We start from the raw sequence: 24,832 nt of genomic DNA, 5'->3' as shown, positions 1-24,832 counted from the left end.
AAAACTTCCATTTTCCTTGGAAGTTTTTATTTTTTTTAATATTAAATTTCAAAAATTGGAAGTTTTTCTAAAAATATTATATCATCCCTATTAGCTGCATCTCCTTCTGCAAGAATCGCAAGTTTTTGAACAACCTCTCCTCCTGCTTTTTTCACAAGATTTTCTAAAGCTTTTATAGATTCTCCTGTGGAAATTACATCATCAACTAGGGCTACTTTCTTCCCTTTTATTTTTTCTACATCTTTAAAATCCAAAAATAATTTTTGGGTATTTTTTGTTGTAATTGACTTTACTTCTACACTTACAGGATTTTCCATGTAGGATTTTTGTGATTTTCTTGCAACTACAAATGATTTTTCTCCAATATTTCTTGCAATTTCATGTGCAAGGGCTATACCTTTTGCTTCTGCTGTAAGAATTATATCGCAATCAATTTTTTTACTTAATTCATATCCTGCTTTTGTTGCAAGCTCTGTATCTCCCAATAAAACAAATGATGCAATTTTTAAATTATCTGATATTTGTATTATTGGCAAATTTCTTTCGACTCCACACACATTTAATTTATAATAATCCATAAAATCTCCTATAAAATTATAAATTTAAGAATTACTCCTGCTACAAGTCCCATAAAAGGATCGCTTGCTGCAGTTGTTGCCATAGCTATACCTGCAACTAATATTGTATCGCCTCCTCCTGCAAAAGCAAGATTTGCATTTGTTGGAACTGTTACAAGAGCGCCAAGTACAAATAAAAATCCGTGGATTGATTCTCCTGGAACATATTTTCCAAGTTTTGGCAAAAATCCCATAAACATTATTACTCCAAGAATTGCCATCATCAAAATTCCAGAATTAATTGGATTATCGCTTGCTCCTGTTGCAGAAATTATTGCCTCAACTGGAGCTCCCCCAAAAAGTGAAGAAATAGAATCAGCAAGACCTGAATAAACTGTCAAATGATCAATATTTGCAGTCAAATTTCCATCTCCAAGAGATGCTGTAATATTTCCAAAGGCAATATTTGCACCAATTGTAAGGCAAGCAAGAGATAAAGAACCTCTGATAACTTTTTTATTTAAAATAGGTTTTTTAATAGAAAGTTTTCTTTCTTCTTTTTTAATCTCTTTTCCTATTTCCATTTTCATAATATTTGCATAAATTGAAGAAATAACAACAGAAATTATAATAGTGTAAACAAGATTTCTTCCAGAAACAAAATATGTTATAAGGGCTGAAATTATAGAAATTAAACTTACCATTTTTGTTTCAAGTTTTAGTCCATCAATTGCAATTTTTGCAAGAATCAATCCAACTCCTGCCATCATTCCATTTAATACATAAACTCCAGCCAAATCAACAATAAAATTTAAGCTTCCAGTAATTCCAAGTATGGACATAATAATTCCTGCCCAAAATACAACCGACAATCTTTCCCTAATATTATCGCCATAAGATCCTGCAAGGGCAATTGTTTCAGCTTGCATAGAAATTGGAATTGGAGATTGCAAAAGCATACAAGCAACTACTCCCACAGCAAAACCAAGCGAAGTTGGAAATGCAGAAAAACCTACCGAAAGTGCCAAAAGTGCTTGGGGAATTCCATTAATTACAACCCCCAAGGCTGCCATAATGTCATTAAAAGTCATAAGACCTCCTAAAAATTTATTTTAAAAATCCGAATAAAATTATACCATATTTAGAAAATAAAAAAAGGCAGAAATTAATCTGCCTTAAATTTACATTTTTTCAACTTCAGGATAATCAATTCTCTTTGTATCAACTGTAACTTTTTAGATTTTTACATCTTCAAGAGGTCTGTCATTATAATCTGTTTTTACATTTGCGATTTTGTCAATTTCATCCATACCCTCAATAATTTTTCCAAATCCTGCATAATCTCCGTCAAGATGTGGACTTTTTTTGTGCATTATAAAAAATTGACTTCCTGCAGAATCTGGCATAAATGATCTTGCCATTGATAAAACTCCTTTATCATGGAGCAGATTATTTTCAAAACCATTTGAAGAAAATTCTCCTTTTATAGCATATCCAGGGCCACCCATTCCACTTCCTTGTGGATCTCCTCCTTGAATCATAAAATCTTTTATAATCCTGTGAAAAATTAGCCCATCATAAAAATTATTTTTTATTAATGAAATAAAATTATTTACAGTATTTGGAGCAATTTCTGGATATAATTCAGCTTTAAAGATTGCACCATTTTCCATTTCAAATGTAACTATTGGATTTTCCATTTATTTCTCCTTTAAAATTATTTTTATTAGAATTTAATTTTCTGTATAAATTCATAATTTATTATACTATTGTCCTTGATTTTGCCACAAAATTATTTCGCCTTTTTATTTATAGCATAAAATAAGGTCATTGCAGAAAAAATCAAAGATGAACCCCTAGAATAGGAAAGATATTTTTCTTCCCAAAAACTTGCATACTTATCCTTATAAGCCTTGAGCCCTTCAAAAGAATAAAAATGATCTCCCAATTTAAAAATCGTATATACCATTCTCTCTTGCAAAAACGAATGTCTCATAACTCCTACATTTGAAAGTGGAGCCATCCCAAGATCAAAATATTTTATATTATTTTCTTTCAAATATGTGAAAATATTTATAAACAAATAATCCATCAAGCCATCAACATTTTCTTCATAACGCATAAGGTCAACTGTTGCCCAATTTTCTACATAAATTGGCGATAAATTTGCAAAAGCAATTATTTTTTGATTAGGATTTTTTATTACAGCAATATCTCCGCTATTCAAATAATCTTTGTCAAAAAATCCCAAAGAAAATCCCTTTTCTTTGCCTTCTCCAAGCCAAGAATTAGAAATTTCTTGAAGTCTTTTTATAGTTTTTCCATCAAAAGGTCCTTGCAAAATTTCAAAACTATATCCATCTCTACCAAGTTTATTTATAGTTTTTCTTAGATTTTTCTTTTTCTTGCCATCAAGATTAAATTGTTCAAGATTTACATTTGCACTTTCCCCAAATTTCATAAAATTGAAACCATATTCATGAACTTTCATTGTTATATCTTTATTTATTTCATAAAAAACAATATTATAACCCAAATCATCAGCTTCATAAATAAATTTTTCCAAAAGCTCATCAAAATATTTTTCATTTCCAATAGGATCTCCCATGACAATTACCTTATCGCCCACTGTCCTAATTTGAAGACAAGCCAAATCATATTCATCATTTTTTAACCAATAAAGATCCTTATCATCCAAAAAAGAGAGAAAAGCTTCTTTGGAACCTCCCTGATTTTTAAGTAAATTTATATACCTATCATAATCAAATTTTTCCCCAACTTTTAACCTAGGGCCTTGCAAATTCCTAATCAAAAGATAAACAATAAAATAAATTATTGATATTGTAGCAATTATTGAAATAAAATTATACTCAAAAGGAATCAGAATAAAATCATTAGTCTCACTAATATTCACATCAATGATAGAGCCACGTTTCAAAATTTTCCCTACATAAACTATGAGCATAAAATTTGTCAAAAGTAAATCAATAAACCTATCTTCGCTAGCATAAATAAATTGTTTGGTATAAAGTTCATCTTTTGTAAGTAGATTAATTACAAACATTATAAAAATATAAATAAGAGTAGATAAACTATAACCAGTTATATAAGTATAGCAAAATACAAGAATTAACATTATGGTATTTAAAAGAAAAGATTTTTTCTGTTTTGAAATATAAGCTCTTGCCATAACTATAAATATAAATCCAAAAAGAAGAGATGGAAACTGATAAATAGCCGAAGCTCTTATAGGATTTAATTTTGTAAGAAGACCTCCACCATAAGCCTTATCTGGCAAAGTTGCAGCCAAAATCATAAAAAGTCCAAAAATATACAATAAAAAAGTATTCAAAACCAAAATAATATTTTTGAAAAGTCTTTTTACAAAAGCAGATTCCTTAAATTGAAAAGCAATTGTAAAATTTTTAGTAAAAAATACAAAAGCAAGGCAAAATGGAACAATATAGTAAAACATTCTATAAAGAAGAATCCAAGCAAGTGCCAATTCTTGATTTATACCCTGACTTTTTAAAGCAAACAAAATTATAAGGTCAAAAGAACCGATGGCACCAGGAATCATAGAAATATATCCTACAATATTTGCCGCAACAACCAAAGTTGATAAACTAAGCAAATCAAATTTAATCCCCATTAAATACCCAATAACCACAAAGGCACTCATAACTCCAAACCATTCAGCAATTGAGATTAAAAATAATTTTATTTGATTTTTTCTAGAAAATTTAATCTTTCCCAAAAAAGACAAAGCCAATACAAAAGGAATATACAAACTTGCACCAACAAGCAAAAGCGTATAACTTTGTAAATTTGGATTTGAGTGAAACATTAAAGAAATTAAGGAAATAATAGAAAAAAACGATAAACCACATGGCAAAAATACCAAAAGCTGTAAGATTTTTTTCACAAGCTTTGTAGCTTCATGTCCCTTACCATAAAAAGCCGTTCTAAGTCCAATAGAAATAAATCCACCAAGCCCCAAAAGATCATTAAAATTATTAATGCAAAATCCAGTTTCTCCTATGTATTTTTTATCATAATTATTTCCAAGCTCTTCATTCAAAATAAAATCATACAAGCTTGCTGGAATATTAGCAAAAATTCCATAGATTCCCATAAAAAGTAATGTAATAACCGATAAGCTAGAAAAAATAAATTTTACATCTTCAAGTTTTATTTCTTTGGATATTTTTCTAAATTCTACAATTACAAGAATTAATACAGATGTAAAAAATATTTTCTTAAATATTTCCTTAAAATTACTCAATTTTTCTTTCATTTAATTTCCTCATTAAATTTTAAATAAAATTTCAATAATATTCTTAAAAAAAAGACGGGGACTTCCCCGCCTTTTAATGAAAGTATTTTATTTCAAATTTTTAGCTAAATTAAGCTATAACTTTAGAAACAACTCCAGATGCAACTGTTCTTCCACCTTCTCTTACTGCGAATCTTAATCCTTCTTCTAGAGCGATTGGTTTTTGTAATTTGATTTTGAATGTTGCGTTGTCTCCTGGCATTACCATTTCTGTTCCTTCTTCTAGTTGGATATCTCCTGTTACGTCTGTTGTTCTGAAGAAGAATTGTGGTCTATAGCCTGAGAAGAATGGGGTATGTCTTCCGCCTTCTTCTTTTGTTAGTACGTATACTTGTCCTTCGAATTCTGTGTGTGGGTGTACTGAGCCTGGTGCTGCTATTACTTGTCCTCTTTGGATTTCGTTTCTTTGTACTCCTCTTAGTAGTAATGCACAGTTGTCTCCTGATTCTGTTGTTTCTAGGGATTTGTGGAACATTTCGATTCCTGTTACTACTACTTCTCTTGTTTTGTCTGTTAGGCCTACGATTTCTACTGTTCCGCCTAGTTTTAGGGTTCCTCTTTCTACTCTTCCTGTTGCTACTGTTCCTCTTCCTGAGATTGTCATTACGTCTTCTACTGGCATTAGGAATGGTTGATCGTTGTCTCTTTCTGGTATGTCAAAGTATTCGTCTACTTCGTCCATTAATTGTAGGATTTTGTCTGACCATTCGCCTTCTCCGCCTTCTTGTAGGGATTTTAATGCACTTCCTACTACTACTGGCGCATTGTCTCCGTCGAATTCGTATTCTGATAGTAGATCTCTTACTTCCATTTCTACTAATTCGATTAGTTCTGGATCGTCTACTTGGTCTTCTTTGTTTAGGAATACTGCGATTTTTGGTACGCCTACTTGTCTAGCTAGTAAGATGTGTTCTCTTGTTTGTGGCATTGGACCGTCTGCTGCACTTACTACTAGGATTGCTCCGTCCATTTGGGCTGCTCCTGTAATCATGTTTTTAACGTAGTCTGCGTGGCCTGGGGCGTCGATGTGTGCGTAGTGTCTTTTTTCTGTTTCGTATTCTACTACTGAGGTATTGATTGTTATTCCTCTTTCTCTTTCTTCTGGTGCTTTATCGATTTTATCGTAGTCTACGAATTCACCTGTTCCATATTTTTTGTTTAATGCTTGGGTGATTGCTGCTGTTGTTGTTGTTTTTCCGTGGTCTACGTGACCTATTGTTCCGATATTAATATGTGGTTTGCTTCTTTCAAATTGTGCTTTACTCATTATTTCCTCCTAATTTTTATTTAATACTTCTTCTTTTACACTTTCAGGTACTTGAGCGTAATGATCAAATTGCATTGAATATGTTGCTCTACCTTGAGTTTTACTTCTTAGGTCTGTTGCATATCCAAACATTTCTGAAAGTGGTATGAAAGCATTTAATACATGAATTCCATCTTTTGGATTCATTCCATCAATCTTACCTCTTCTTGATGAAACATCTCCCATTACATCTCCTAGGTATTCATCTGGTGTAGTAATTTCAACTTTTTCCATTGGCTCAAGTAAAATTGGTTTAGCTTTTGCTACTGCGTTTTTAAGAGCCATAGATCCTGCTACGTGGAAGGCAACTTCTGATGAGTCTACTTCGTGGTATGAACCATCGAATACTTCAACGTGCATATCAACCATTGGATATCCACCAAGGATACCTTGAGTAGCTGCTTCTCTAACACCTTCTTCAACTGGTTTGATGTATTCTTTTGGAATTGCTCCTCCGACGATTTTGGATTCGAATGTGATTCCTGCTCCTTCTTCGCCTGGCATAATTCTAAGAACAACATCTCCGTATTGACCAGAACCACCGGATTGTCTTACAAACTTACCTTGTGCTTCTGCAGGTTGTGTTATAGATTCTCTGTATGCTACTTGTGGGTTACCAATGTTAGCTTCTACTTTGAATTCACGAAGTAATCTATCAACGATAATTTCAAGGTGTAATTCTCCCATTCCTGAAATTATTGTTTGTCCAGTTTCTTCATCTGTTTTTGTAACGAATGTTGGATCTTCTTCTGCAAGTTTTTGAAGTCCTATTGCCATTTTATCTTGACTTGCTCTTGTTTTTGGTTCAATAGCTACTGAGATAACTGGATCTGGGAATTCCATGTTTTCAAGAATTATTTGGTCATCTTGAAGGCAGAGTGAATCTCCTGTTGTTGTATTTTTAAGTCCAAGAAGAGCTACTATATCTCCACAATAGCCTGTTTCGATTTCTTCTTGTTTGTTTGAGTGCATTTGCAGGATTCTTCCTACTCTTTCTTTTTTACCTTTTGTAGCATTGTAGATGTATGAACCTGATTCAATTGTTCCTGAATAGATTCTTGCATAAATTAACTTACCTACATAAGGGTCAGTTACTACTTTAAATGCTAAAGCAGAAAGAGGTTCTTTATCTCCAGCTTTTCTTTCAAGAATTTTTTCTTCATCTTTAGGGTCAGTTCCTTGAACTGCTGGTATATCAAGTGGGCTTGGCATGTAATCAACTATGGCATCAAGAAGTGCTTGAACACCTTTGTTTTTGTATGCTGAACCACATAGACATGGGAAAATTTTCTTTTCAATTGTTCCCTTTCTTATAGCAGCTTTAATTTCTTCTTCAGAAACTTCTTCACCTTCTAGATATTTCATCATTATTGTATCATCAATTTCTGATAATTCTTCTAAAAGATTTGCTCTATATTCTTCAGCTTTTTCTTTTAAATTTTCTGGAATTTCGCCTTTGATTGGGTGAGCTCCTAAGTCTTCTGTTTTATATGTTACAGATTCCATTGTTACTAGGTCAACTACACCTTCAAATTCTTGTTCAGCTCCTATAGGAATTTCTATAGGTACTGCATTTGCTTTTAATTTTTCTTTTATTGTATCTACAGACATGAAAAAGTCAGCGCCTGTAGCATCCATTTTATTTATGAAACAAAATCTTGGAATGTCATATTTGTCAGCTTGTCTCCAAACTGTTTCAGATTGTGGTTCTACACCACTTTTCGCATCAAAAAGTGCAACAGCACCATCAAGAACTCTTAGAGATCTTTCTACTTCAACTGTAAAGTCAACGTGGCCTGGTGTGTCTATGATGTTTATTCTGTGATCATTCCAGTAACATGTTGTAGCAGCAGAACCAATTGTAATTCCACGTTCTTTTTCTTGGTCCATGGAATCCATTACTGCTGTACCATCATGGGTATCACCGATTTTATATATCTTTCCTGTATAAAACAACATTCTTTCTGTTACTGTTGTTTTACCAGCATCGATATGCGCCATGATACCAATATTTCTGGTTGCTTTTAATGAGACATCTCTTGACATTGATCCCCCTAATATCTATAGTGTGCGAAAGCTTTATTAGCTTCTGCAGCTCTGTGCATTTCTTCTTTACGTTTAACGCTGGCACCAGCATTGTTTGATGCATCTAAAATTTCTTTAGATAATCTTTCTACCATAGTTTTTTCTCCACGTGCTCTTGAGAAATTAACTAACCATCTTAAACCTAAAGTTTGTCTTCTTTCTGGTCTAACTTCCATAGGTACTTGGTAGTTAGCTCCACCTATTCTTCTTGCTTTAACTTCAAGTGTTGGCATAATATTTTCTAAAGCTTGGTAGAATACTTCTAATGGATCATTTCCTGAAGTTTCTCCAACTATTTCGAAAGCATCATAAACTATTTTTGTAGCAACGCCTTTTTTACCATCAAGCATAACGTTGTTGATTAGTTTTGTTACAACTCTATCGTTATACTTTGCATCAGGCATTACCTCTCTTTTTGGTATATGTCCTTTTCTTGACACTTTGCTTCCCTCCTTTACCAATTTTAGTAATATCTTTAGTACTCGACCATAAGGCCTTAAAAACGACCTTAAAGCCGTTCGTGTGCACATATACTTTTATTTTAATCTCAGTACATTATGCACTACATCTAAATACTACTAATTATCTTTTTTAGCTCCGTATTTAGATCTACCTTGTTTTCTTCCTTCTACTCCTGCTGTATCAAGAGTACCTCTTATGATATGGTATCTAACACCTGGAAGGTCTTTTACTCTTCCTCCTCTAATTAGTACAACAGAGTGTTCTTGAAGATTGTGTCCGATTCCTGGTATATAAGAAAGAACTTCTGCACCATTAGTAAGTCTTACTCTGGCAATTTTTCTCAAAGCTGAGTTAGGCTTTTTAGGTGTAACTGTTCTTACTGAAGTACAAACTCCACGTTTTTGTGGTGATTGAGATTTAGTTTGTCTTCTTTTAAGAGTATTGAAGTTATAACCTAAAGCTGGTGTATCTGATTTTTCCTTAGTAGTTTTTCTACCTTTTCTAACAAGTTGATTAATTGTAGGCATAATGCACCTCCTTTTTTTCTAAATTTTAATCATCTTAAAAATTGGCCTTACGCCAATCCTTATTAATTTTACACTCTTAGTATATATATGTCAAGTAATTTAAAGGCTTTTAGATATTTAAAATTATTTTTGATTTAATTAAATTCTTACAAATTTTTTTATAAATAGTACAATGTAATCAAAAAGAGGAAGATATGGAAAAATTTTATAAAATATTATTGCTAGATCTAGAAAAAAAGAAATATGAAATTGAATATATTGATAAAAAAACTAAAAATTTTTATATGGGTGGATTTGCTCTTTCTTTGTTTTTTTTTAATAAAAACAAAAATTTTAAAAATCCTTGGATGATTTTTACATCTTCAATCATTGAATATAAAAATCCAATTTCTAAATTTATAATTATGGGAAAAAATAATTCGGGTAAAATTTTCTACAAAAATATGGGAGGAGTTTTTTCTTATTTTCTTAAATCAAATTCTTATGATGGACTTATTTTGTTAAATAAGTCTGATTTTCCTGTGGAAATTTATATTGATAAAGATAAAATACTATTTAATGAAAATTCTAATAAAAATCATTCAAACTCTTCTACTTTTAATTATTTAAGGAAAAAATATGGAGATGATTTATCTTCTATTTATATTACAAATTCAACTATAAAAAAAGATAATTTGGCAAGACTTGTTGAAGATAAATATCGTGGTTGTTCAAAAAATCTTTCAAATCTTTTGTATGAAAAAAATGTAATTTCCATTTCGGTTAAAAAAAATAATTTAAGAAAGATAAATAGTCCATCAATTTTTAAAAAAAATCCCAATAGACAATGTGATGGATGTATTTTGGGTTGTTTTGATAAAAAATTTCACGAAAAAGAAAATCTTTTTTCAATTAAAAATTCTTATAATGATGACGATTTAGAAAAATTAAATAAAATAAAAACTAGACTTGATGAGTATGGAATTGATATTTATGGCTTATCAAAAAGCATAGAATTTTCATATAAATATTTAAACCATATTTACAAATTCGAAAATTTAAATATCGACCAATTGGATAATATTACAAAAAAAATCGTAAGTGATAAAAAAGATGAAATTTATAGTGATTTGGCTTGCGGTAGAAAATATCTAGAGAAAAAATATAAAATAAAATCTTTATCAGATAAAAAAGGAAAAAATATGCCTAAGGATTATTTAAAGATAATTGATTCGGCAGGAATGTGTTTATTTGCTACAAACCCAAAAGATTTATCAAATATTGTAAATACCATAAATGAACTTTCAAATTTAAATTATAGTACTTGTGATGTTGAGAATTTAATAAAAGAAATCGGAAAATTAGAAAGCAGCTTAAATTAATTTAAGCTGCTTATTTTTTAATTCTATGTGATAGTCAAAGCTATAATCATCTAAATTATCATGACTTATTATAATTATCATCCTATCTTCTTTTTCTTTTAGCCACTTATCCAAAAATATATTTGCATCAATCCTTGATTTTTTATCCATTTGAGAAAAGGGTTCATCTAATAGCAAGGTCTGATTTGCTTTTAACATAGTCCTTAAAAAAACTACTTTTTCCTTTTCTCCTCCTGATAAGCTTTTTATATTTTGGTCTAATAAATTTTCTATTGCAAAAAATTCCAAGTCTTTTTTTATATTTTCGATATTTTTTCCTATTATTTTAAAATTATCTCTTGAAGTCTTTTTGAAAATAAAGGGATTTTGAGCTTGATAAACTATATTTTTATCATTTTCAATACTTCCTTTTACAAATGTATTTATTCCAATAAAAGACTTTAATAATGTCGATTTGCCCGCTCCATTTTCTCCAGTTAAAATATATTTTTTTCCATCATAGAAAGTAAAATCTTCTATGTGAAATAATAATTTTTCATAAATTCTAGCTTGTACGTTTTTTATTTTTATCATCATTTCTCCTAGAAAAAATCATTGCAAAAATAGAAATTCCAAAGGAAATTAGCATAAGAATAATTCCAAGTTTTATACTCATAGAATAGTTTCCCTTATTATTTTCAAGAACTATTGCGGATGTCAAAACCCTAGTTTTATATCTTATATTTCCTCCTACAATCATTACAGCTCCTACTTCTGATATAGCTCTACCAAATCCTGTTATAAGCGCCGAAGAAAGCGAATAAGAGCTTTCTTTTATTAACTGCCTATACATCTTGAATTTTGAAATTCCAAGTCCTAAGCAAGTTTCTACAAATGAATTTCTAATTTCTTCTACTGCTGGATATATATTTGCACAAATTATTGGTGTTACTATGAGAATTTGGGCAATTATTATAACTTTTTGCGTATAAAGCCAAGAAAGTTTTCCAAATATTCCATTTTTTGAAAATAAAATATATACAAAAACTCCTGCTATTACTGGTGGCAAAGATGTGAAAGCATTAATAATTATTTTTAATATTTTTATAAATTTATTTTCATTTAATCCAAGGTAAAATGCCAAAAAAATTGCAAAAATTCCAGATATTATCGTTGAAATTATACAAATTTTTAAGGTCAATAAAACTATGGAATAAATTTCATTCATCCTATTCTCCTAAAAAGAAAAGTTGTTGACCATATTCCTCTTTTCCGTATTCGCTAATTAATTTTTTTGCCTTATCTGATAGCATCCAATCTTGGAATTTCTTAGCTACATCTGGGTTTGTGCCTTTTACTTTGTCAGGATTTACTATAATAATTGAATAAACATTTTTAAGAGCATCTGATTGGTCAACTAAAACTTCCAAATCCAAATCATTTTCCATGGTTAAAAATGTTGATAAATCTGTAAGTGTATAGGCGTTATTTTCTGAAGCAAAAGTTAAAGTTGCTCCCATTCCATCACCAAGTGAGTTGTAGTTATCTTTTTTTGATAATTCGTCAACATCAACACCTGCTTTTTCCCAAATTTTTAATTCTTTGTTGTGGGTTCCCGACTCATCTCCTCTTGATACAAATTTTTCGTCCTTTTCACTTATTAATTTGAAGGCTTCTTCTGCATCTTTTCCTTTGATTCCTGCTGGATCATCTTTTGGTCCAACTATTACAAAGAAATTGTGCATGAAAGATTTTCTTTCAAGTCCATATCCTTCTTCAATAAATTTTTCTTCCGCATCTTTTGAGTGAACCAAAATTACATCAGCATTTCCTGCCTTTGCATCTTCGATTGCAGCTCCTGTTCCTTTTGAAACAATTTCCATGTCAAGTCCTGTGTCTTTTTTGAAATCATCTCTCAAATAATCCATTAGTCCTGAATCATTGACTGAAGTTGTTGTTGTAAGCTTTACAATTTTTTCTTCGCTTGTATTTTCGTTTGAGCTTTCCACAACTTCATTGCTTGTAGAATTTACATTGGAATCTGTTTTTATTTCTTCCGTATTTTTCCCACATCCTGTTAGTCCAAATAACAAAGCAAGTGCCAACAAATTTAGTTTTTTAATTTTCATATTATCCTCCTATAAAATATTTCCACTTTCCTTAGTATTATACCCACCTAAGTCTTTCATTTTACTTTTAAATTCATCTGATCTTAAAACTTCAACCAAGTCCTTGATAGATTCAAGTTTTAAATTTTCTTTTTTTATTATAAATTGATATTCTTCATCTTTTAGGTAAATAAAATCTATATCCATTTTTATAGCTGCAGATTCAACTCCAATTGAAAAATCACAATCCCCATTTTTTACAGCAAGGGCAGCTGACAAATGAGTAGTCACTTCGTTGTCGTATCCATTTATTGTTTCTGGATCAATATTCTTATTTTTTAACAAATAGTCAAACAACAAACGAGTTCCTGCTCCTCTTTGCCTGTTTACCATTTTTTTATCAAGAAGGTCTTCTATGTTTTTGATTTTTAATGGATTATTTTTTTGAACAAAAATCCCCTGCCTACGTCCAACCACATTTATTTTTGAAACTTCTTCTTTTTCAAAAAATAAATCAATAGCTTCGTTGTTATAAGTTCCATTTTGATCTAGCAAATGAGAAGGAGCAAGCATACAGTCGCCTTGGCTTAGGGCCTTGAGTCCTGCCAAAGAACCCACGTGGGATGATGAAATTCTTGTAATCTTATTATCTTTTGCAAATAAATCATTTAAAATATCTAAAACTATATCATGAGATCCAATCGAAACCATCCTGTTTTCAAAAACTTTTTTTGGAATTGGACTATGAAGGGTGACTTCTACCAAATCTCCCCTATTATAGCCTTCGATATTTCTATCAATAATTAGATAACCATCTGATTCTGATAGAGAAAAAAGGGATCCAGCCTTCCTATCAAGTGGTGTTACAATAATTTCTCCATCAACTAAGCCAATTTTTACCCTTATATATTCCCTGTTTTTTAGAGAGGAAATTACAGGTTTGGTAAGTTTTGCCTTAATTTTTATTTTATCATCAGAAATAATTCTCATTTTTTTAAGAAGAGTAGGAAGAACAATTTTATCAAAAACTATGTGGGTTGAAACTGGATAGCCCGGAAGTCCTACAAAGGGAGTTTGGGAAATTTTTCCAAGAATTGCTGGTTTTCCTGGTTTTATTGAAAGTCCATGGACAAAAACCTCTCCAATTTCTTCCACAATTTCTCTTGTATAATCCTTGCTTCCTGCCGAAGTTCCCGCAATCAATGTTACAAAATCGCATTCTTTTTGAGCTTTTTCTAGAACTTTTTTAATTTGTGCTTTTTCATCTTTTACAATGGGATAAATTATTGTTTCAAATCCACACTCTTTTGCCATAGATTTTAACATTGAAGAATTTGATTCGATAATTTTTCCCTTGACCAAGTCTTCCTTGTTATCAATTATTTCATTTCCAGATGGAATAATTCCAATAATTGGTTTTTTTAAAACTTCAACTTCATTTATTCCTGCAGAAATTAAAACTGAAAGATCAACCGACCTAAATTTGTGGTAAGATGTAAAAATCAAATCTTTTTCGATTACATCTTCTCCTTGGATTCTTATATTTTCCCAAGCATTTACAGGTTTTAAAATTACAATTCCATCTTCTTGAATTTTTACATCTTCTATCATTATTACTGCATCATAGGGTTTTATTAAGGCTGAGCCCGTATTGCAATAAATAAAATCTTCATTTTTTAAAAACAAGGGCTTATTTTCTCTTGCAAGTTTTGTCATCTCACTTTTTACCATTACCCCATCCATGGCTGATGAATGGTAGGCTGGTGATGAATATTTTGCAAAAATTGCATTTTTTGAAATCCTTCCAAAGGCATCCTTGGAATCTATAATTTCACTTTTTTCATCTTCAAAAAATCCCCCAATATTTTCGTGGAAAATCTCTATTGCCTCTTCTAATTCTTTTGTATCTAAATAAATATTTCTCATCTAATAAGATTCACCCACACTTTTTCATTTTCTTTTATTCCTTCAACGTATTCATCAATTACAATATAGCCCTTGGCTTTTTTTAATAGGGAAATATTGTTAGAAAATCCAAAAATAGGACTTGCCACAAGCGCATCTCCTTCTTTTTTTATTTCAACAAGACAAATCATGGTTTTTGCTGAAGTATTAGCAATATTTCTTTTGATTTTGCATTTTATTTTTAAATTTTCGTCAATTTTAAAATATTTTTCATAGGCTTTTTGAAAAACCGTCCTAAAAACTGCATAGGCACTAATAGGATTTCCAGGAAGTCCCAAAATCATTGTATTGTTATTTTGACTTAAACTTGTCGGCTTTCCAGGTTTTATAGAAATTCCGTGATAAATCATTCCAGGATTTAATTCTTTTGTAATCTCTGGAACAAAATCCTTGTTTCCCTTTGAGGATGATCCAGAAATTATTATCAAGTCCAAATCTTCTTCAAGCTCTTTTTTTATAAGGTCTTTATCATCTTTTAGATGTTTCATAGAAAGAACATCAATTCCCATATTTTTCAACATTGAATAAAGCATATAAGAATTAATATCCCTTGATTTTCCTGGGACTAGTTTTGCATTTACCGGAATAATTTCATCTCCTGTTGATAAAATTTTACATTTTAATTTGTCATAAACTTCAATTTTTTCATAGCCCAAACTTGCTGCCATGGCTATTGTTTCAGGGTCTATAATTTTTCCTTCTTTTTGGTAAATATCTCCAACTTTTGAATCATCGCCAATATCTATAATATTTTCCATAAAAACAACTGGCTTACTGATTGAAATTAATTTTTTTGACAAAATTTCTGTATATTCTATGGGTAAAACTGCATCTGCTCCTTCTGGAACCATACCGCCAGTATAAATTTTTGAGGCCTCGCCTCTTTTTAATTTTTTTTGGGGAATATTGCCCATTTGAATTTCTTCAACAACTTTTAACATTGAAGGAATTGAATCAGTCGCACCTAGACTATCCTTATAATTTATGGCATAGCCATCCATAGTACTTTTTCTAAAACATGGCAAATTATCTTTTGAAATCAAGTCTTTTGCCAAAATATAGCCTAAAGAATCGCAAGTTTTTATTTGGGTAGTTTTTTCTTATATCCAATTTTTTCCATCAAAGAAACTTGTAAGTCAATAGCCTCATCAATTTTTACAACATCTAATAAATCCATAACTTCCTCATTTTATAAAAAGATTTTCATTTTTATTATAAATGTTAAATCTTTCGCCTCTTGCAAAACCAATCAAATTTATATTTTTCTCCCTTGCCAAATCAACTGCAAAACTTGTTGGGCATGACTGAGAAATAAGAAGGTTAAAACCTATATTTGAAATTTTTTCCATAATAACTTCACTTATCCTACAAGATGTAAAAATAAATTTATCTGATAGGTCGATTTGATTTTTTAAAATATAGCCAATTAATTTATCAACGGCATTGCTTCTTGAAACATCTTCTTCAAATTTTATAATTTGGTAATTTTTTACAAGAGCACAAGAATGAGCTCCACCTGTTCTTTTAAAAATCTCCGACTCATTTTGAAATCTTTTAGAAAATTCAAAAAGTTTTTCCCTATCAATTGTTTGATTTTTAATCTCCCTAGTCTTCTTTTGAGATTTTTCTTTGTATAATTCAACATAGGCTTTGTTTTCTTCTATTTTTAAATTTTTAATATCGTTTATTGAATTAATCAGATTTTTGCTATAAAGATGACCTATGACAAGATTTTCTATTTCAACTGGAGTTAAGCTTAGTCTTGTAAATTTTTCCCCATTTACATAAATTTCTATAGGATATTCAACAATGACCTCATCCATCAAGTTTAGGTCCTTGCCCTTTCCAATTTTTTCAATTTGGTATTTTTTAACTGAATTCATTTTTACTCTCTTCTATAATTTTTTTCCAATCATCAGGATAATTTAGATTTTTAAAAATTTTATCGAAATTTTTAATTTCTTTTATCTCTTCTTTTTTTATCACGGTAGGAGAAATTTCTCTTAAAAATCCATTCAAACTGCGTCCGCCCTTTTTTATATATTTTTCCAAATCTTTTGCCAATTCTTTTTGATAAAGGGCAAAAAAAGGCTCATAATATTTTTCATTTTTGTAGGCTAAAATTTTTTCATAGGATTTTTCTTTCAAAAAATCAATGTAATCTTGATTAAAATATGGCATATCGCAGGCAATCAAGAAATTATCCTCATTTTTTGCATAAATAAGGCCACTATACAATCCTGCACAGGGGCCAATATTTTTTATTATATCTTCTTTAATTAGTATATCATTTTTATAATTTTTATACCTATTTTCAAAAAAGTTTTTTTCATTTGACAAAATTATGATTTGATCAAAATTTTTTGCCAAGTTTTCTATAATGGTGTCAATCAAATAGACACCATTATAGGATAACTTTTGTTTATCAACTCCCATCCTTGTACTTTTTCCTCCGCAAAGAAGGAGAGCCGTCATTTTTTTATTTCCCATCAGCCACCCCAGCTAATGTTCATGTATTGGTCCATCAATTTATCATATTCTTTTTTGAAAATATTTGCGTGTTCATCTTCCCAACTAGAAAAATTTTCTAAAATTTCTTTCAATTCTCCATCATCAACTTTTTTTGCCATAGATTTATAATAATCTCTAAAATCTTCCTCAATAAGATATGCCATTCTTAAAACATTCATATCAGGAATCATGGATTGTTCCAAATTTTGGTCCAAATTTTCGCTTTCTTTTCTTTGGTCAAAAAATTCTTCTGCGTTGTCTTTTGGCAAAGTCAAATCTTTTTCATCAACATCTTCTCCCTTGTATTTGGAAAGAAGATTTTTTAGATATTCATAATGACTCCACTCAATTTTTGATAATTTTTTAAAAACTGCTTGAGTTTGTAGATTTTGACTTTTTTCTGCATTATCTTTATAAAAATTGTGCCCATATAATTCCATTTCCATGGCAAGGCTAATTATTTTTATTGGATCATACATAAGAGCCCCTTTCTATTTTTTCAATCATAACACTTGCAACTTTAAGCTCAGGAATTTTTGCAATTGGATCTAGGGTTGGATTTGTTAGCCTATTTGCTGGTCCATCAACATAATGGAAAGGCATAAATACAACTCCTGGATTTATTTTTTCAGTTACTTTCGCATAAGATTCTACACTTCCACGTCTTGATGAAACTTTGATTTTTTCACCATTTTTTATATTGTAAATTTTTGCAGTTTGTGGAGAAATTTCTATATAAGATTTTCCTGCAATTTCACTTAATCCTTCAATTTTTCCTGTCATAGTTCTTGTGTGATATTGGTAAAGCATTCTTCCAGTTGTAAGAATCAACGGATATTTTTCATCTGGCAATTCCTTGCTCTCTTCATAATCTATTGGTACAAAAAGTCCCTTGCCCCTTGCCATTGTATTTTTGTGTAAATATTTTGTTCCAGGGTGGTCTTTGTTTGTGCAAGGCCATTGAAGAGATTCTTTTTTAAGCCTTTTGTAAGAAATTCCACCGTATGAAGGAGTACAAGCAGCAATTTCATCCATAATTTCACTAGGATCTGCATAGTATTCTTCATATCCCAAAAGAGTAGAAATTTCCATCAAAATTTGCCAATCAGCTTTGGAATCTCCAATAGGATCAATTGCCTTATTTATTCTTTGAATTCTTCTTTCTGTATTTGTAAAAGTTCCGTCTTTTTCTGCAAAAGATGCTGCTGGTAAAACTACATCAGCAAATTCTGCAGTTTCAGATAAGAAAATATCTTGAACAAGTAAAAAGTCCAATTTTTTCAAGGCTTTTTTGATATGATTTTGGTCTGGATCTGAAATCATAGGATTTTCTCCCATTATATATAAAAATGAAAGCTCTCCTTTGTCTGCCGCATCCATCATCTCTGTAATTGTTAGGCCCTTTTTATATGGAAGATCTCTTTTCCAAAACTCTCCCATTCTCTCTCTTACAGGGTCAATAAATACTTTTTGATATCCTGTATAATCTGTTGGAAGAGCTCCCATATCGCAAGCTCCTTGAACGTTATTTTGTCCTCTCAAAGGATTTATTCCTGTAGATTCAAAACCAACATTTCCTGTAAGCATTTGTAGGTTTGAAGTTGATCTTACTCCGTTTGTTCCTGAAGAATGTTGGGTGATTCCCATTGAATAGTAAAGTGCGCCTTTGTCTTCTTTTGCATACATTCTTGCAGCTTTTATCAAATCTTCTTTGTTTATGTGGCAAATTTCTGCCACAAAATCTGGCGTATATTTTTCTACAGTTTTTCTAAATTCTTCAAAGCCTTCGCATCTTTCACTTATATAATCCATATCGTGAAGATTTTCTTTTAAAATTATATGCATTAGGCCATTTAAAACTGCAATATTTGTTCCAGGTTTTATTTGTAAATAAATATCTGCATAATCTGCAAGTTCGATTTCCCTAGGATCTATAACTATAAGTTTTGCCCCTTCTTTTACTCTTTTTTTGATTTTTGTTCCAATAACTGGGTGATTTTCTGTTGTATTTGTTCCAATTATTATAAAGGCATCGGTTCCTTCAATTTCTGCAATACTGTTGGTCATAGCACCACTTCCAAGGGTATTGGCAAGACCTGCTACGGTTGAAGCGTGGCAAAGACGAGCACAGTGATCGACATTATTTGTTTTAAAAACTGTCCTTACAAATTTTTGGAATAGATAATTTTCCTCATTTGTACATCTTGCTGAAGAAAATCCTCCAAATCCATCTGGACCTTTTTTCTCCATAGTTTCATCATATTTTTCTTTTATGACTCTGTAGGCTTCTTGCCAAGATGCTTCAACTAATTTTCCATTTTTTCTAATAAGAGGTTTTGTAAGTCTATCAGGATGGTTTACAAATTTGTGGGCAAATTTTCCTTTTACACACAAAAGCCCATCATTTGGAATTGTATTAATTGGTTCAACTTCAACAATCCTATTTCCTTTTATTAGTAAATTAATTTGGCAACCTACTCCACAATATGAGCAAGTTGTTTGAACTTTACGAACTTCCCAATACCTAAACTTATCTTCTTCGTATTTTTTCTTAGGATTTAAGGCTCCAACCGGACAAGCTGAAACACAGTTTCCACAAGAAACACAATCTGAAAAACCAAGTCCCTTATCCATAGGGGTTCCAATATATGTATCAAATCCTCTGTCGACAAAACTTATGGCATGGCTATTTTGGAGATTATTGCACACACTTACACAAATCCCACATTTTATACATTTATTAGGATCGTAAGAATAAAATTTATTTGAAAAATCAATTGGTAAATCTTTTATCTCTCTTTTAAAAGATCCCTCACTTATTCCATACTCATAGCAATAATTTTGTAATTTACATTTTCCAGACTTATCACAAGATAGGCAATCATTTGGATGATTTGAAAATAATAAATCCAAAATTTCTCTTCTCATTTTCATTATTTTTTCACTGTGAGTATAAATTTTCATCCCATCTTTTAATTTTTGTGAACAAGCCGTAACTGGAGTTTTATATCCTTCGATTTCAACTATACAAAGTCTACAAGCTCCATTTGGCAAAAGTCTTTCATCCTTACAAAGGGTCGGAATTTCTATGCCAATTTCCTTACAAAATTCAAGAATAGTCTTAGGAGTATCAAGATTATATTCAAAATCATTAATTATGACTTTCATATTATTCTCCTTTGTCTTCTATTTTTTCAATTTTTTTATAAACATTATTTAAACCTGTAACAGTCATCCAATTAGTTTCTTTAAACTCTCCAGCCCCTTTCATGTATGGTTTATCTGGATTATCCAAAAACATCAATTCTGTCATCATTCTTCCCTTTAAGCAAAGTGGTCTTCCAGAACCAGGTTTTTTTGCAGTAACTGCAATATTTTTGCCATTTTTTGAATGTAGATTAAAATCACATCCATAATCGCAAACCTTACACTTAACTTCTTTAGTTTCTCCTTCAAAATTTCTAATTTTTCCCATAAGTCTTCTATCAACCAAGGCTCCAACAGGACAAATTGAAACGCACCTGTTACATGAAACACAATAGGAATGAGCAAAATCTTCTCCCAAATCACAAGCTATATAAGAGTCATAGCCCCTGTCGGCAAAAGATAAAATCGCCCTTTCTTCTACTTGCCTACAAATTTGTACGCATTTTCCACAAAGAATACATTTTGAATTGTCTTTATAAATATAAGGGCTTGATAAATCATATTTTTCTTCTCTTTTTGCCCCATCATGGTCCCTGAATTTTACATCATATTCATAGGCATATTTTTGTAAAAGACAAGTTCCAGCTTTTTGGCAAGTTAGGCAATCATTTGGATGAGAATCTAGTAAAAGTTGCAAAATATTTCTTCTTTTTTCTTTTAATTCTTCCGTTTGAGTTTTTACTTCCATTCCATCACTTGCCCTTGCTGAACAAGAGGTTTCAATTTTACTTCTACCGTTTTTTGTAATTTCAACTATACAGAGTCTACATCCACCAAAGGCCTTTAAACTTGGATCATAGCAAATTGCAGGAATTTCTATCCCATTTTCTCTTGCTATATCCAAAACGAACCTATCTTTTTGAGTTTTTATTTCTTTTCCATCAATTTTTATCGTAATATCTGTCATAAGATCATCCCTTTACTACAGCTTTTGGTTTTATTGGACAAACATTAAAGCAGGTTCCGCACTTGATACATTTTTCTTGATCAATTGTATGTTTTTCTTTAACTTTTCCACTAATACATCTAACAGGACAATTTCTCTTACAAGTTCCACATCCTATACAATTATCTTCGATTTTATAGGATAATAATGCTTTACAAGATCCAGCTGGGCAGTGTTTATTTTCAATATGGTCTATGTATTCATCCTTATAATATTTCAAGGTGGAAATTACTGGAAAGGCTGCAGATTTTCCTAAACCACAAAGAGAAGCCTCTGTTACCAATTCGCTTAACTCTTCAAGCCTATCAATATCTTCCATTTTTCCCTTTCCTGCTACGATTCTTTCAAGAATTTCCAAAATTCTCTTTGTACCTTCTCTACAAGGAACGCATTTTCCACAGGATTCATCACAAGTAAAGTCGAGGAAAAATCTTGCTATGTCAACCATACAAGTATTTTCATCCATAACTACCATTCCACCTGAACCCATTATAGAATTTAATTCTTTTAAGGTTTCATAATCTACAGATGAATCCAAATATTTTGCAGGAATACATCCACCGGATGGTCCACCTGTTTGAACAGCTTTTAACTCTTTGTCGCCTTCAATTCCTCCACCCAAATCATAAATAATTTCTCTTAAAGTTGTTCCCATAGGAACTTCGATCAATCCACTGTTTTTTACATCCCCAACCAAGGAGAAAACTTTGGTTCCAGGAGATTTTTCTGTACCAATGCTTCTGTACCAATCAGCACCATTTATAATAATTTGAGCTACATTTGCCAAAGTTTCTACGTTATTTATAACTGTAGGTTTTTGCCACAAGCCCCTAAAGGCTGTACGATGGATTTTAACCCTTGGCATTCCTCTTTTGCCTTCAATTGATTCCATCAAAGCTGTAGATTCTCCACAAACAAAAGCACCAGAGCCTAGCCTTAATTCAATTGTAAAATCAAAACCAGAATCCATAATATTTTTGCCTAGAAAACCTTTTTCTTCAGCATCTTTTATAGCATATTTTAAACTTTCAACAGCCTTTGGATATTCAGCCCTTACATAAATAAATCCCTCATCACTTCCAATTGCATAACCTGCAATAGCCATTGCCTCAAGAACTGAATGTGGGTCATTTTCAAGAATTGACCTATCCATATAAGCACCAGGGTCTCCCTCATCGGCGTTACAAATTATATATTTTTTATCTACATCATAATCATAAGCAGTTTGCCATTTTTTCCCAGTAGGAAATCCAGCTCCACCTCTTCCACGAAGCATTGAATTTGAAATAATTTCAATAATTTCTTTCCTATCCATTTCTGATAGGGCCTTATGTAGGGCAAAATAACCGCCCCTTGCTATGTACTCATCGATACTTCTTGGATTTATAACTCCACAATTTCTTAGGGCAATTTTAACCTGAATATTGTCAGTTTTTTCAAGTTTTTCTGGATGGGAAACTTTCGTATTTTCTTTTATATTTTCAAGATATTCCAAATTTATCATAATTCACCTACTTATTTTCTTCCAAAACTTTAGAAACATCATCTTTTGTAAAATATTCAACTTGCTCTCCATTTATTTCAACAACAGGAGCTTTTCCACAATTTCCAAGACACCTTGTCTCTGAAATAGAAAATTTTCCATCAGGAGTGGTCTCGCCTTTTTTTATACCAAGTCTTTGTTCAAATTCATTTAAAATATCCGCAGCCCCTTTTACATAACAAGCTGTTCCAAGACAAATATGTATATCAGTTTTTCCCTTTGGTATAAAAGTAAATTGTGAATAAAAAGTTGCGACCCCATAAACTTCTGCTAATGGAATATTTAATTTATTTGAAATAAGTTCCATCATTTCATCTGGAAGATAGCCAAAAATACTTTGTGCTTCTTGTAGAATCGGCATCAAAGGTCCTTTTCTATCCTTGTTTTTTTCTATAAATCTTTTAAATTCGTTAATTTTTTCCCTGTTTTCTTCTTTATCAAAAACAAAATTTCCTTTTATAGTTTTCATATTTAATCCTCTTTTTTTCTCAATGATAACCAATAAGCTAAACCTACAAAAATTCCTCCGCCAACAATATTTCCTAAAGTTACTGGAAGTAAATTATGGATGAAAAATCCTGACCAAGTAAGTGAGGTAAGTCCATCTCCTAGTCCACTTGCAGCCGCATAAGCTGGAACAGATTTTGCAAAAATTCCTGCTGGAATATAGTACATATTTGCAATACTATGTTCAAAACCAGAAAGAACAAACAACATTACTGGAAAAAATGCACAAAGCATCTTGCCAACTTGACTATCAGATCCAAAAGACATCCAAACAGCCAAACAAACTAGCCAGTTACAAAAAATACCAAGGATAAAAGCCTCAGAAAATCCAAGATTTACCTTAGAATTTGCAATTAAAATTGTTCTTGCCCCAAGCATAGAATCGCATGCATTCCATTGACCTGATTTCATCATTAAAAATGCTACAAAAACTGATCCAATAAAATTGCCCAAATAAACAATGCCCCAAGCTCTTAAAAGCTCTTTAATATTGATTTTTTAGTCATATACAGAAATAAGCATTAAATTATTTCCAGTAAAAAGCTCAGCTCCTGCAATAAGAACAAAAATTAAACCTGGAGTAAAACACAAGCCTTGAACTAATTTGCCAAGACCCAAAGTATCTTTATTTGCTAGCAAATTAAAAGATGCAAAACTTGATCCTGCCGCTGCAAAAGCGATAAAAGCACCTGCCAAAAATGAAAGGATAAAAAGTCTTTTTGCGTTTGCCCTAGCCTTTTTTACATAAGCATCACTAACCCTGTCCAAAATCTCATCTGGTCCTAAAATATTTGCCATAGCTCCTCCTTTTTATTTAAAATCATATAGACATATTTTTATATATTAAAACTATACTTAATTAAATTTTAAATCTTTTTAATAATTATGTCAATCGATTTCACTAAATATTTATATGTGTTTTAATTTTAACAATTAATTTGTATTTATAGCAAAGAAATCTTTTTCCTGAAATACGGTTTTTTATTTATCCTATCTTAATTTTTTGAAAATAAAAAGATGCTGTTGCAAAATAATTTATTCATATTTTGCAATAGCCTCTTAAAATTTAATTTGTCTATTAAGAACAAATCCCCTATAATGAATTTATAGGAAAGGAGAATTTTATGAATTCTAAAGAAAATTACAGACAATATATTCATGCTCTTCCTTGTGCTGCAAGTTTAGTTTTGCTTATTCAATATTTAGCTTTTTTTTACATTTATAAAAACAGTCAACAAGAATCTTTGAAAAGATCCTTAATTTATTCCCTAGGATTTTTGATTTTTTCCATATTTTTAGCAAAAGTTCAAAAAGTTGATTTTAATTTTAAAGATATAAAATACAAAAAACTAACTATAATTTTATTATTGGTATTTGTAGTTTTAAATTTAATAAACACAATATAAAAGAGCCAGCTTATGCTGGCTCTTAT

Annotated in this window: 22 protein-coding genes and 1 pseudogene; 2 read left to right on the top strand and 21 right to left on the bottom strand. The window is 31.0% G+C overall.

The features are described 5' to 3' along the window. Window positions 1–41: 41 nt before the first annotated feature. From I6H46_RS05045 to rpsL, 8 genes are all read right to left on the bottom strand, one after another. Window positions 42–578 (bottom strand): phosphoribosyltransferase family protein, encoded by a 537-nt coding sequence (locus I6H46_RS05045; RefSeq protein WP_019118139.1) that lies wholly within the window; start codon window positions 576–578, stop codon window positions 42–44. An 8-nt stretch (window positions 579–586) separates the two neighbouring features. Then, window positions 587–1,648, bottom strand: a complete 1,062-nt coding sequence (locus I6H46_RS05040; RefSeq protein ID WP_019118140.1) for a guanine permease — start codon at window positions 1,646–1,648, stop codon at window positions 587–589. Between the two features lie 144 nt (window positions 1,649–1,792). After that, window positions 1,793–2,257: a peptidylprolyl isomerase gene (locus tag I6H46_RS05035; protein WP_200225484.1), complete on the bottom strand. Its 465-nt coding sequence runs from the start codon at window positions 2,255–2,257 to the stop codon at window positions 1,793–1,795. Between the two features lie 92 nt (window positions 2,258–2,349). Then, window positions 2,350–4,854, bottom strand: a complete 2,505-nt coding sequence (gene mprF, locus I6H46_RS05030; protein WP_019118142.1) for a bifunctional lysylphosphatidylglycerol flippase/synthetase MprF — start codon at window positions 4,852–4,854, stop codon at window positions 2,350–2,352. 109 nt (window positions 4,855–4,963) lie between these two features. Then, complete coding sequence (gene tuf, locus I6H46_RS05025) at window positions 4,964–6,160, bottom strand: elongation factor Tu (protein ID WP_198482170.1); 1,197 nt, start codon at window positions 6,158–6,160, stop codon at window positions 4,964–4,966. A gap of 9 nt (window positions 6,161–6,169) precedes the next feature. After that, entirely contained in the window at window positions 6,170–8,245 is a 2,076-nt protein-coding gene (gene fusA, locus I6H46_RS05020; RefSeq protein WP_019118143.1) for an elongation factor G, read from the bottom strand. Between the two features lie 8 nt (window positions 8,246–8,253). Then, the gene (gene rpsG, locus I6H46_RS05015; protein WP_004818603.1) at window positions 8,254–8,724 is read right to left on the bottom strand and encodes a 30S ribosomal protein S7; all 471 of its coding nucleotides are present in this window, start codon (window positions 8,722–8,724) and stop codon (window positions 8,254–8,256) included. Between the two features lie 138 nt (window positions 8,725–8,862). Beyond that, entirely contained in the window at window positions 8,863–9,273 is a 411-nt protein-coding gene (gene rpsL / locus I6H46_RS05010) for a 30S ribosomal protein S12 (RefSeq protein WP_004838162.1), read from the bottom strand. A gap of 194 nt (window positions 9,274–9,467) precedes the next feature. On the opposite strand from rpsL, the gene I6H46_RS05005 reads away from it, so the two are divergent. Further along, window positions 9,468–10,634, top strand: a complete 1,167-nt coding sequence (locus tag I6H46_RS05005; RefSeq protein WP_200225482.1) for an aldehyde ferredoxin oxidoreductase N-terminal domain-containing protein — start codon at window positions 9,468–9,470, stop codon at window positions 10,632–10,634. Here the strand turns inward: I6H46_RS05005 and I6H46_RS05000 are convergent. The 13 genes and pseudogenes from I6H46_RS05000 to I6H46_RS04940 all read right to left on the bottom strand — a co-directional run bounded on the left by I6H46_RS05000 (window position 10,626) and on the right by I6H46_RS04940 (window position 24,198). Further along, entirely contained in the window at window positions 10,626–11,207 is a 582-nt protein-coding gene (locus tag I6H46_RS05000; protein WP_019118146.1) for an energy-coupling factor ABC transporter ATP-binding protein, read from the bottom strand. The two genes, I6H46_RS05005 and I6H46_RS05000, sit on opposite strands and share 9 nt — an antisense overlap. Continuing rightward, window positions 11,179–11,841, bottom strand: coding sequence for an ABC transporter permease (locus I6H46_RS04995; RefSeq protein ID WP_019118147.1), 663 nt, complete (start codon window positions 11,839–11,841; stop codon window positions 11,179–11,181). Before I6H46_RS04995 ends, I6H46_RS05000 begins: the two co-directional genes overlap by 29 nt. A gap of 1 nt (window position 11,842) precedes the next feature. After that, complete coding sequence (locus I6H46_RS04990) at window positions 11,843–12,742, bottom strand: substrate-binding domain-containing protein (RefSeq protein WP_019118148.1); 900 nt, start codon at window positions 12,740–12,742, stop codon at window positions 11,843–11,845. Window positions 12,743–12,751: 9 nt separating this feature from the next. Then, window positions 12,752–14,647: a molybdopterin biosynthesis protein gene (locus I6H46_RS04985; protein ID WP_019118149.1), complete on the bottom strand. Its 1,896-nt coding sequence runs from the start codon at window positions 14,645–14,647 to the stop codon at window positions 12,752–12,754. Continuing rightward, on the bottom strand, window positions 14,644–15,741 hold the full coding sequence (locus tag I6H46_RS04980) for a molybdopterin molybdotransferase MoeA (RefSeq protein ID WP_234287265.1): 1,098 nt from the start codon (window positions 15,739–15,741) through the stop codon (window positions 14,644–14,646). The genes I6H46_RS04985 and I6H46_RS04980 overlap by 4 nt, the downstream gene beginning before the upstream one ends. Window positions 15,742–15,870: 129 nt before the next feature. Then, window positions 15,871–16,569: a formate dehydrogenase accessory sulfurtransferase FdhD gene (locus I6H46_RS04975; RefSeq protein ID WP_019118151.1), complete on the bottom strand. Its 699-nt coding sequence runs from the start codon at window positions 16,567–16,569 to the stop codon at window positions 15,871–15,873. Then, on the bottom strand, window positions 16,556–17,176 hold the full coding sequence (gene mobA, locus I6H46_RS04970) for a molybdenum cofactor guanylyltransferase (RefSeq protein WP_200225480.1): 621 nt from the start codon (window positions 17,174–17,176) through the stop codon (window positions 16,556–16,558). The genes I6H46_RS04975 and mobA overlap by 14 nt, the downstream gene beginning before the upstream one ends. Further along, the gene (locus I6H46_RS04965; protein WP_019118153.1) at window positions 17,176–17,676 is read right to left on the bottom strand and encodes a ferritin family protein; all 501 of its coding nucleotides are present in this window, start codon (window positions 17,674–17,676) and stop codon (window positions 17,176–17,178) included. The genes mobA and I6H46_RS04965 overlap by 1 nt, the downstream gene beginning before the upstream one ends. After that, window positions 17,669–20,365 (bottom strand): formate dehydrogenase subunit alpha, encoded by a 2,697-nt coding sequence (fdhF, locus tag I6H46_RS04960; protein WP_019118154.1) that lies wholly within the window; start codon window positions 20,363–20,365, stop codon window positions 17,669–17,671. Before fdhF ends, I6H46_RS04965 begins: the two co-directional genes overlap by 8 nt. A 1-nt stretch (window position 20,366) precedes the next feature. Beyond that, a complete protein-coding gene (locus tag I6H46_RS04955) occupies window positions 20,367–21,311 on the bottom strand; it encodes a 2Fe-2S iron-sulfur cluster-binding protein (RefSeq protein ID WP_019118155.1) in 945 nt (314 codons plus the stop codon). Between the two features lie 4 nt (window positions 21,312–21,315). After that, complete coding sequence (locus tag I6H46_RS04950) at window positions 21,316–22,854, bottom strand: NADH-ubiquinone oxidoreductase-F iron-sulfur binding region domain-containing protein (RefSeq protein ID WP_019118156.1); 1,539 nt, start codon at window positions 22,852–22,854, stop codon at window positions 21,316–21,318. A gap of 7 nt (window positions 22,855–22,861) precedes the next feature. Next, window positions 22,862–23,362 carry an NADH-quinone oxidoreductase subunit NuoE gene (gene nuoE, locus I6H46_RS04945; protein ID WP_019118157.1) on the bottom strand — a complete coding sequence of 167 codons (501 nt, stop codon included), beginning with the start codon at window positions 23,360–23,362 and terminating at the stop codon, window positions 22,862–22,864. Window positions 23,363–23,364: 2 nt separating this feature from the next. Continuing rightward, window positions 23,365–24,198, bottom strand: a pseudogene (locus tag I6H46_RS04940) (formate/nitrite transporter family protein). A gap of 326 nt (window positions 24,199–24,524) precedes the next feature. On the opposite strand from I6H46_RS04940, the gene I6H46_RS04935 reads away from it, so the two are divergent. Continuing rightward, window positions 24,525–24,806 carry a hypothetical protein gene (locus I6H46_RS04935; RefSeq protein ID WP_019118159.1) on the top strand — a complete coding sequence of 94 codons (282 nt, stop codon included), beginning with the start codon at window positions 24,525–24,527 and terminating at the stop codon, window positions 24,804–24,806. Window positions 24,807–24,832: the final 26 nt, after the last annotated feature.

It is taken from the genome of Anaerococcus obesiensis (assembly GCF_016599815.1).
GTDB classification, from domain to species: Bacteria; Bacillota; Clostridia; order Tissierellales; family Peptoniphilaceae; genus Anaerococcus; species Anaerococcus vaginalis.
Note: the sequence above shows the minus strand (reverse complement) of the source record. Positions and strands in the feature narration are given on the sequence as shown.

What these genes read in the sequence shown, in the direction of transcription:
- I6H46_RS05045 (WP_019118139.1), bottom strand. Translation starts at nt 578, where the DNA reads ATGGATTATTATAAATTAAATGTGTGTGGAGTCGAAAGAAATTTGCCA.
- I6H46_RS05040 (WP_019118140.1), bottom strand. Translation starts at nt 1,648, where the DNA reads ATGACTTTTAATGACATTATGGCAGCCTTGGGGGTTGTAATTAATGGA.
- I6H46_RS05035 (WP_200225484.1), bottom strand. Translation starts at nt 2,257, where the DNA reads ATGGAAAATCCAATAGTTACATTTGAAATGGAAAATGGTGCAATCTTT.
- mprF (WP_019118142.1), bottom strand. Translation starts at nt 4,854, where the DNA reads ATGAAAGAAAAATTGAGTAATTTTAAGGAAATATTTAAGAAAATATTT.
- tuf (WP_198482170.1), bottom strand. Translation starts at nt 6,160, where the DNA reads ATGAGTAAAGCACAATTTGAAAGAAGCAAACCACATATTAATATCGGA.
- fusA (WP_019118143.1), bottom strand. Translation starts at nt 8,245, where the DNA reads ATGTCAAGAGATGTCTCATTAAAAGCAACCAGAAATATTGGTATCATG.
- rpsL (WP_004838162.1), bottom strand. Translation starts at nt 9,273, where the DNA reads ATGCCTACAATTAATCAACTTGTTAGAAAAGGTAGAAAAACTACTAAG.
- I6H46_RS05005 (WP_200225482.1), top strand. Translation starts at nt 9,468, where the DNA reads ATGGAAAAATTTTATAAAATATTATTGCTAGATCTAGAAAAAAAGAAA.
- I6H46_RS05000 (WP_019118146.1), bottom strand. Translation starts at nt 11,207, where the DNA reads ATGATAAAAATAAAAAACGTACAAGCTAGAATTTATGAAAAATTATTA.
- I6H46_RS04995 (WP_019118147.1), bottom strand. Translation starts at nt 11,841, where the DNA reads ATGAATGAAATTTATTCCATAGTTTTATTGACCTTAAAAATTTGTATA.
- I6H46_RS04990 (WP_019118148.1), bottom strand. Translation starts at nt 12,742, where the DNA reads ATGAAAATTAAAAAACTAAATTTGTTGGCACTTGCTTTGTTATTTGGA.
- I6H46_RS04985 (WP_019118149.1), bottom strand. Translation starts at nt 14,647, where the DNA reads ATGAGAAATATTTATTTAGATACAAAAGAATTAGAAGAGGCAATAGAG.
- I6H46_RS04975 (WP_019118151.1), bottom strand. Translation starts at nt 16,569, where the DNA reads ATGAATTCAGTTAAAAAATACCAAATTGAAAAAATTGGAAAGGGCAAG.
- mobA (WP_200225480.1), bottom strand. Translation starts at nt 17,176, where the DNA reads ATGGGAAATAAAAAAATGACGGCTCTCCTTCTTTGCGGAGGAAAAAGT.
- I6H46_RS04965 (WP_019118153.1), bottom strand. Translation starts at nt 17,676, where the DNA reads ATGTATGATCCAATAAAAATAATTAGCCTTGCCATGGAAATGGAATTA.
- fdhF (WP_019118154.1), bottom strand. Translation starts at nt 20,365, where the DNA reads ATGAAAGTCATAATTAATGATTTTGAATATAATCTTGATACTCCTAAG.
- I6H46_RS04955 (WP_019118155.1), bottom strand. Translation starts at nt 21,311, where the DNA reads ATGACAGATATTACGATAAAAATTGATGGAAAAGAAATAAAAACTCAA.
- I6H46_RS04950 (WP_019118156.1), bottom strand. Translation starts at nt 22,854, where the DNA reads ATGATAAATTTGGAATATCTTGAAAATATAAAAGAAAATACGAAAGTT.
- nuoE (WP_019118157.1), bottom strand. Translation starts at nt 23,362, where the DNA reads ATGAAAACTATAAAAGGAAATTTTGTTTTTGATAAAGAAGAAAACAGG.
- I6H46_RS04935 (WP_019118159.1), top strand. Translation starts at nt 24,525, where the DNA reads ATGAATTCTAAAGAAAATTACAGACAATATATTCATGCTCTTCCTTGT.